This is a genomic window from Bacillus stratosphericus (assembly GCF_020524495.1).
Classification (GTDB): Bacteria; Bacillota; Bacilli; order Bacillales; family Bacillaceae; genus Bacillus; species Bacillus stratosphericus_B.
Genome location: NZ_JAIVLB010000065.1, coordinates 1 through 7,262, shown reverse-complemented (window position 1 = coordinate 7,262; position 7,262 = coordinate 1). Strand labels below are relative to the sequence as shown.

Annotated in this window: 10 protein-coding genes; 3 read left to right on the top strand and 7 right to left on the bottom strand. The window is 36.1% G+C overall.

Going from position 1 to position 7,262, the window contains the following annotated elements:
• Positions 1-148: 148 nt before the first annotated feature.
• The 3 genes from LC033_RS16070 to LC033_RS16060 form a co-directional block, all read right to left on the bottom strand.
• A complete protein-coding gene (locus LC033_RS16070) occupies positions 149-466 on the bottom strand; it encodes a hypothetical protein (protein WP_226570156.1) in 318 nt (105 codons plus the stop codon).
• A gap of 192 nt (positions 467-658) precedes the next feature.
• Complete coding sequence (locus LC033_RS16065) at positions 659-985, bottom strand: DUF771 domain-containing protein (RefSeq protein WP_226570158.1); 327 nt, start codon at positions 983-985, stop codon at positions 659-661.
• A 38-nt stretch (positions 986-1,023) separates the two neighbouring features.
• Positions 1,024-1,230 carry a helix-turn-helix domain-containing protein gene (locus LC033_RS16060; protein WP_226570154.1) on the bottom strand — a complete coding sequence of 69 codons (207 nt, stop codon included), beginning with the start codon at positions 1,228-1,230 and terminating at the stop codon, positions 1,024-1,026.
• 163 nt (positions 1,231-1,393) lie between these two features.
• On the opposite strand from LC033_RS16060, the gene LC033_RS16055 reads away from it, so the two are divergent.
• Entirely contained in the window at positions 1,394-1,786 is a 393-nt protein-coding gene (locus LC033_RS16055; RefSeq protein WP_226570151.1) for a helix-turn-helix domain-containing protein, read from the top strand.
• 431 nt (positions 1,787-2,217) lie between these two features.
• Here the strand turns inward: LC033_RS16055 and LC033_RS16050 are convergent, their stop codons facing one another.
• A complete protein-coding gene (locus LC033_RS16050; RefSeq protein ID WP_226570149.1) occupies positions 2,218-3,306 on the bottom strand; it encodes an AimR family lysis-lysogeny pheromone receptor in 1,089 nt (362 codons plus the stop codon).
• A 220-nt stretch (positions 3,307-3,526) separates the two neighbouring features.
• On the opposite strand from LC033_RS16050, the gene LC033_RS16045 reads away from it, so the two are divergent.
• On the top strand, positions 3,527-4,636 hold the full coding sequence (locus tag LC033_RS16045; protein ID WP_226570147.1) for a site-specific integrase: 1,110 nt from the start codon (positions 3,527-3,529) through the stop codon (positions 4,634-4,636).
• Positions 4,637-5,097: 461 nt separating this feature from the next.
• On the opposite strand, the gene LC033_RS16040 is transcribed toward LC033_RS16045, so the two are convergent.
• Together LC033_RS16040 and LC033_RS16035 are read right to left on the bottom strand one after the other, a co-directional pair.
• Positions 5,098-5,427, bottom strand: a complete 330-nt coding sequence (locus LC033_RS16040) for a YolD-like family protein (RefSeq protein WP_226570146.1) — start codon at positions 5,425-5,427, stop codon at positions 5,098-5,100.
• Positions 5,428-5,499: 72 nt separating this feature from the next.
• Complete coding sequence (locus tag LC033_RS16035) at positions 5,500-6,300, bottom strand: helix-turn-helix domain-containing protein (RefSeq protein WP_226570145.1); 801 nt, start codon at positions 6,298-6,300, stop codon at positions 5,500-5,502.
• A 143-nt stretch (positions 6,301-6,443) separates the two neighbouring features.
• On the opposite strand from LC033_RS16035, the gene LC033_RS16030 reads away from it, so the two are divergent.
• Entirely contained in the window at positions 6,444-6,665 is a 222-nt protein-coding gene (locus tag LC033_RS16030; RefSeq protein ID WP_312887878.1) for a helix-turn-helix domain-containing protein, read from the top strand.
• A 54-nt stretch (positions 6,666-6,719) separates the two neighbouring features.
• Here LC033_RS16030 and LC033_RS16025 read toward each other — a convergent pair whose 3' ends face one another.
• Entirely contained in the window at positions 6,720-7,079 is a 360-nt protein-coding gene (locus LC033_RS16025; protein ID WP_226570143.1) for a hypothetical protein, read from the bottom strand.
• Positions 7,080-7,262 lie beyond the last annotated feature (183 nt).

The following is a 7,262-nucleotide window of genomic DNA, read 5'->3' as shown; positions in this document are numbered from 1 at the left end:
CCTCGTCTGTCTTCTGTTCAAAAGAAAACTTCTCCGACAAACAGATTGCTTTTTTTCTCTTTTTTACTTTGAACTTTTGGTTCACTTTTTTTTATTCATGATCTAACCTCCACCGTATTTGAATTGATTCACTACAATGATTTGAGTTTTATGGTCGCCCCTTTGTGTTTGCTGCAATCCAAGCTTCCACAGCCTTTCGTGAATATCTTTTATGCTGACGTGGGGCGCCAGGTAAACTAGGTAAATCAAGCGTTGGGAAATCCGGTCGATTAAAGTAAAGTTCTTCTGCTGTAACAGCAGAACATTTTAAGATGTTTTCGTACACCTGTTTTTTTGTTAGCAGTTCATCTTGAGACGAGATAACCATAAACATCTCTTCAATTTTCGGAATTAATGCAGCACTCACATTTGCGATAATACTATTTATAATTTTTTCAAGATCAGAATCTTCAAGTTCAAATTTCATTTCAATTTACACCCCCATAACAAATTTTCTTCTCTTTCAAATAAGCCCTCTTCGATTTAAATTTTGTTTCAAGTAGTTTTTATATACTCATCTATCTTCTGCTTCAGTTCTTCTGACTTTAATAAATTTCCAAAAATTGTATAAAATTATCTAAATTCCCTACCAAATAACCCTCCACTTTTTTTGGAATATTTACTGACCGTTAAATATCTCAGTAAAATGTTTATCTAAGAAAGCTGCGGTTTTGGCTGCGTGAAAACTCCAGTTCTGCCCTTTTGACTTTGGGTAAAAAACATATCCTCCATTTTCAGAGTCTAAAATTTTACGAAAACGACTTGGATATAGTATTTTTTCTTTTATCCACTCGCTTTTTCGTGATGTCTTTTTTTCAAGATCTTTCATACTCCAGTAAACTCCAGAAAGTGATTGATCTCTTAATTCTTGAAGTTCCACTTTGCTTATAAGAATTTTGTCAGCTGGAATTGGTATTGACAGATTGACATCAAGAAGTTGTTCCAACATTTCATCCTCCATCCCTTATTGTTCTATCAGGACAATTAAACTTCAAAAAAAATAGTTATTTTCATACCGATTTTTTTCGAAATTTGTTCAATTGTCTGTAAAGTAGGTTTTGCCTTTCCGTTCTCAATCTTACAAATGTATGATGTTGTAAACCCAAGCATCCTAGCATAATCTGTTTGTGATAAGTTGAATTCTTTTCTTTTTTTCTTAACAAGAATTCCGAACTTAACAAAATCGATCATTTAATTCACTTCCTTTTTTGTCCCATAAGGACAATTCAAGATTAACACAGGGATTATACTTTTGACAAGCTGTTTTTCGAATAAATTTCCCGACAGGAAAATCATATGCTATAATTATTATTAAATAGGGAGTATGTTTTTATAAAAAAAGTAGGTGTACAGAATGACAAACGAAACGCTGGGACAAGCGGTCAAACGTCTAAGGAAAGAACATAATAAAACCTTAGAAGAGGCGGCGAAGGGAATAGGTATCACTTATAGCTATTTATCTAAAATCGAACGCAATGCTCAACAGCCATCTGTAAAAACAATTGAAAAAATCGCTGACTTTTTTGGTGTACATAAATCTGTTTTGTTTTTTGATGATGAAAGTTGGGACAATTACAGTGAATCAGAGAAAAAAATTCTTACTTCTCCCACCATATCAATTGAAGATCTCAAAAAAATAAATATCGTTGACAAAAAAGGTGAAAAAGTTACGACAGAGGAACTTGAGTTGTTAGCAAGGTATTTGGAAGACCTAAGAGCTTTAAAAGAAAAACACTTAAAAAATTAGGGTCACCCGCATTTTTTCTTTTTCGTATCTTTGTTTAAATCATTAATAATCTTATCTAAAAACTCTTCTAGTTGAACAACCATAATGAACCCTCCTAAAATAGATCATACGTTCTGTTTCGTGAGTTTAATTTTATATTATTAGTGCGATTAAATGAATAAAAATTTCAGAATTTCCATTTTTGTTTTTTTAGACAAAAAGGAAATTACCCCAAAAAGCACGAAAGACGGTGCCTGTTTAAGGCAACGTCTTTTAAAATTCAGTATCGGGCTTTTTGAGGTGAAGATTTAGGCTCCTACTTTAATTTCGGCAGTCTGTATAACTCCTTTTGAAATTACCGAAGATGTCAATGGGGAGCTAAAGAGCACGAATAACGCTGTGCCGAAAACTAAAACAGAGATTGAAAATTTCTTCATACTTCCACCTCCTTACTAACCCATATTAAATTCAATTCCTAAATTTATCAAGTGAATCTTAGGAAGGTTTGCGCGAAACCTGTCATTTTCCTCTGTGAAAAGAAACAAAGAAAGCAATAATTTCTCTTTTGACTTTTCCTTAATTCCATCTAAAAGAAGAGCGTATTTTCTATAAAAATTGTCTTCATAGAATTGATTGAGATTTTCTCCTGATGCAAGAGTTTTTGCGAATTGAGTCACTTGATATTGTTCACATATAGGCTTATTCCAAAACCTCTGCAAAATTGCTATTTCTTCTTTGTTTTGGATTAGTTCATTAATCCGATCTGAGTGTTCTTTTAAAACGTTTATGCATTTTTGATAGTAGTGAAAAGATGTTTCGTATGATTCAATCATATAAGAAAGGCCCAGTGTGTAATAAGCTTGTAAATTTAAATTTAAACTAATGTCGTCTTTAAGCAATACATAAGCTGAACATCTAGCTTTCTCTACGTTATTTTCCTGTTTGAGATAGATATTTATTAATACTTCTTCTAATCTAGCTGAAAAGGATAATGATAGAAATGGATCGTTGATATCTTTAATCTTTTCTTTTATTTTCTCTATTTGGAAAAGTGTTATCTCATATTTACCTACATCATAATTGAGATACATTTTTAAAATATCGATAAGAGTCTGTGTTTCGGTTCCTGTGGATTGTAATTTATTTAATTTATTTCGAAATTCTTCGCTGCCTAATTCTAATCTATATTTCAAAATGAGGCGATAAATAATAGACCATATATCATCTTTGTATTTATCGTTTATTAAAAAATCGATAACATCAAAAAGCTTTTTGGAATAACAGTATTCCAAGGATGGAGCGAAATTCTTTTTTTTGACCCCGCTCAAAAAATAATTCTTCATAATTCTAGTTTCATCATCAGGGGCTATTGCATGAACTATTTTTCGTATCATCCAAAAGGCGATTTCTTTTCCGCAAAAAAATTTACTTAGATAACTCTCACTTATACCGATTCTGTCAGCCAAGTTTTTTTGAGTTTCGTTACTCTTTTTTAATAAGTCATGTAAATGTTCGATATTAGGTTTTTCTTTGACTACCATAACATCACCTTTCCAATCACATTTTACCACTTAAATTTCAAGAATTTTGTCGAATTATGTTGGATTTATTTAGAATTTTTAGATTTTTAGTGTGTAATTTATTCCTTACGATACTTATTATACCTCATTTTACATTTTTTATGAATGCAAAGACAGTCTTTTCATTAGATACGGATGATGCTATCTTATTACTTAAGTAGTTTCCATCAGGAGGGAAGAAATGGCTAGTTTCCAAAAACGAGGTAAAACATGGCAATATTGTGTTAGCGCTAAGCCAAAACCTATTAGAAAAGGAGGGTTTAAAACTAAAAAAGAAGCTCAAGTGGCTGCGGCAGAGGTTGAAGATAGATTGAGACAGTTTAAAAACCCTGGCTTAACAAAAATTTCATTTGATGAATATTTTAAAAGTTGGGTGGAGGTTTATAAAAACGATATAGAAGATATTACCCTTAACAGCTATAATACTACCCTTCAAACAATAAAAGAAAATTTTTCCGGAAGATACATCAATGATATAAGTAAACGTGAATATCAAAAATTTTTAAATGATTTTGGATCTAGACATGCTAAGCAAACCGTCAGAAAGCTTAACACTCACATTAGAGCATGTGTACAAGAAGCGATTGAGGAGGGAATCATCCAAATAGACTTCACTAGAAAAGCGAAATTGATTGGTAAAGTGGAATCAAAGCGACCAGAAGAAAAGCATTTAAACTATTCAGAAAGTCAATTCCTTCTAAATGAACTTTACCTTCGGAAAGATCGATCTATCGGATATTATCTGCTTATTCTTGCTCTCACCTCTGGTATGCGTTTCGCTGAATTAGTCGGATTAACTAAAAAAGATTTCAATTTTCAATTAAATGAAATCACAATTAATAAAACCTGGGATTATAAAACAGGAAGAGGTTTTACATCTACAAAAAATGACCCTTCTAATAGAGTGATTAAAATAGATACTAGAACAATGACCCTCTTTCGAGAATTATTTAACGAAATAACAAACAATCAACACGATCTAATTTTCGTTAGTCCTAAGAATCCAAGGAAGGTCTTAACAAACGAATTTGCAAATAAAATATTACGAAAAACTCTGAATGACTTAAAGATTGAACCGGTGACAATTCATGGTTTAAGGCACACTCATGCCAGTATACTTCTTTATAAAAAAATATCAATTTATTATGTATCTGAAAGGCTAGGCCATGCAAGCATTGATACTACCCTACAATATTATGCACACGTAGTTAAAGAGCTTCGAGAAGAGGACACTCAAAATACACTTGTGTTATTCCAACAAATGTTATCACTTAAGAGCACTCCTGAATAAAACGAGTGCAAATTTTGTGCAAAATGAAATGAAATAATATCGTTTCCAAACGTTTACTCACGTAATTCCAATCACATAAAAAACAAAAGAAAACCCTTAATGATAAAGGGTTTTCTTCTTTTTCACACTTTATAAATCGAATCCTACCGGATACTATAGACGTCCCAGGAGAGATTCGAACTCCCGACCGACGTTAATCTATCGATTAATTTTACGTAATTGTAATTCGCTTCTACTCCGTTAATTGAAACGGACATTGAGTCGGTCATTTACCGAACATTTGACCGTTTTTATTTTAACGTATAAACTTCGGGTATTCAAGCGACTTTCAATATCGGATCTCACATGTCCTTAAACGGAATGTACAACGCCTTCCTCCTAATCTTAAAGTCGTTTGGTCTTCGCAATTTGCGACGAGCAAATCATGTCTTCCGTCGATCGTAACAAATTGTTACCAACGATCACACGTCCTCCAACGCCACCCACACGATCTCCCTAAACGGCACCTCTACGCCATCAACCCGCAATGCTCCTCCGACAGGATCAACGGATTCAATCACGCCGCTCACCCTTTTCGCTACCCAATTCCGCCAGTAACGGATCTCGCAAGCCTGACCGGTCCTGTATGCGTACTGTATTTTCGATTCAAAGTCCGACCACTGCTCCGGATCAATCGACGGCTTCCGCTCATATGCGTGATCAATCTCGGATTTAAGGCGCCTAAGCTGCGCAATGTGCTCCGGCAAGAATATAGACGTCCATTTCATCGTCCCTCTATCGCGTAATGTCATTCGTGGTTCCTCCTTCGGTCCTATTCGTTATCTATGACGAAAGTATAACACGAACAAATGTTCTTACGCAATCTATTCCGCTTGGAGGAACGATTCGAACTCCGCCAATAGCCCAACGTTTTTCACACGATTTTCACGGGCTTTTACCGTCCATGCGGCTTGCCGGAAGCTAGCGTATACGTAGTCATCAAAACGGCTAATTTCGTTCAATTTCGCTTTAAGTATCGTCTTATGCCACGCATCTACGAATGGCTCCGGGTCTTGCTCGATCATTAGCGATGGATCTACGGAAGCCTTAGCACGCAATAACAAGCCGTAGTATTTATAAATATCTGCTGCGTCAAAGTAGCGACTCATTGCGTTGTAGATTTCCGTTGGCAACGAGTTTTTCAGCGCTTCAGCCGGAACCGCAGCCGTATCTTTAACGTGCTTTTGATTTTTAAGATTAATAGAATCCGATGGTTCATTTTCGGTTTTGGACGTTTTAACCGTTGGTACATCGGCGTTTTGCGGCTCTTGGCGAGTGGTCACTGTCGACTGGTCATTCACGGCTAATGGTAAGATGACGATTATGTTTGCGCCCTTGCCTCCGTTGATTTTCCGGGTCGTTGCGACCTTCTTGACGATATTCAACGCGGCCAATTGATTAAGCACGCGGCGCGCCGTCTTGATCGACTTACCGATAAGGTCGGCTAGAGTTTCCGCTTTGAGATGCGCTGCGCCTCCGAACTTGACCGCATAACGTGCGATCTGCTTAAGTGCGGCCCGCGCCGTATCTGTTAGGTCGTATGCGTTCCGTTTGATATGTTCGTAGACGGCCGCGTTTAGGGCCTGCGTCGATGAGAACGTTTGGTGTTCGGCTAAGTAATGCATATAGTATCATTACTCCTTTTCGTAATATCGTAACATTATTTTATATTACGAAATTGCGTAATGTCAACATGTTTTTTCTTTACCCTATTACGGAATTGCAGTATACTATATATAAAATTAACTAATAATCCTGTAATAATGAGGTGTGGGGCGTGCTGTATGTGAAAACAGATAAAATCGACGAGGTTCTGAGAGAACGTGGTTGGTCGAGAAGTAAACTGGCTCAAGAGGCAGGGATACGACCGGCGAGTGTTAGTGAATTGTGTAGTAACAGCAGAACGACTATAAACCGCCTGATTTTATTTAAAATAATGAAGACTTTAGACATTACAGACATCGGAGAGGTAGTGGAGGTACGAGAGTGATTTTTCGTAGAAACAAAAAAAAACGCCCCGTCCGGTTAAGGAAGGGGCTTAGTGCTAATTTGCTGCTCTTAAATCAGTTATCAGTTCCTGAAGTCTCTTCTCTGACTGATCGGCAGAGTCTCTGCGGTTAATAAGCACCTTTAGTATCATCGCAATACCAAATAACACTCCCCCAATAACAATACCTCCGCCTATAGTTAACATAACGAACAACCTCATAGTATCAGCTCTTAACTTGTCGGTTTCGTACATTGTTTCTGCGAAATCACTATCTAAATTATCATAGTATACTTTTTTGCTTGCTGACGCATGGTCGACCACATCCTGGTCGTATGTAGTTATTCCAGCAATAACTCCGGCAACTGCTACTAAAATTCCTAAACACATTAATATTTTATAGGTTGCAGATTCCATAGTAATTTCCTCCCTCCCCTTTATATTACATTATACTTTGTTATTTATATCGACAGCAATACAATTATGTAAGACGGCTACCTACGTTTTTATACGTAAGCAACCGCCAAAAGTTCCGGCTACTACTTGCCGACCTCATGAAGCGCCTTTCTTTCTCGCGCCTTCTTCGTTACGTCGTTATTT

Coding starts and splice junctions, on each gene's coding strand:
- LC033_RS16050 (WP_226570149.1), bottom strand. CDS start 3,306: ATGGTAGTCAAAGAAAAACCTAATATCGAACATTTACATGACTTATTA.
- LC033_RS16055 (WP_226570151.1), top strand. CDS start 1,394: ATGACAAACGAAACGCTGGGACAAGCGGTCAAACGTCTAAGGAAAGAA.
- LC033_RS16040 (WP_226570146.1), bottom strand. CDS start 5,427: ATGACATTACGCGATAGAGGGACGATGAAATGGACGTCTATATTCTTG.
- LC033_RS16070 (WP_226570156.1), bottom strand. CDS start 466: ATGAAATTTGAACTTGAAGATTCTGATCTTGAAAAAATTATAAATAGT.
- LC033_RS16025 (WP_226570143.1), bottom strand. CDS start 7,079: ATGGAATCTGCAACCTATAAAATATTAATGTGTTTAGGAATTTTAGTA.
- LC033_RS16035 (WP_226570145.1), bottom strand. CDS start 6,300: ATGCATTACTTAGCCGAACACCAAACGTTCTCATCGACGCAGGCCCTA.
- LC033_RS16060 (WP_226570154.1), bottom strand. CDS start 1,230: ATGATCGATTTTGTTAAGTTCGGAATTCTTGTTAAGAAAAAAAGAAAA.
- LC033_RS16045 (WP_226570147.1), top strand. CDS start 3,527: ATGGCTAGTTTCCAAAAACGAGGTAAAACATGGCAATATTGTGTTAGC.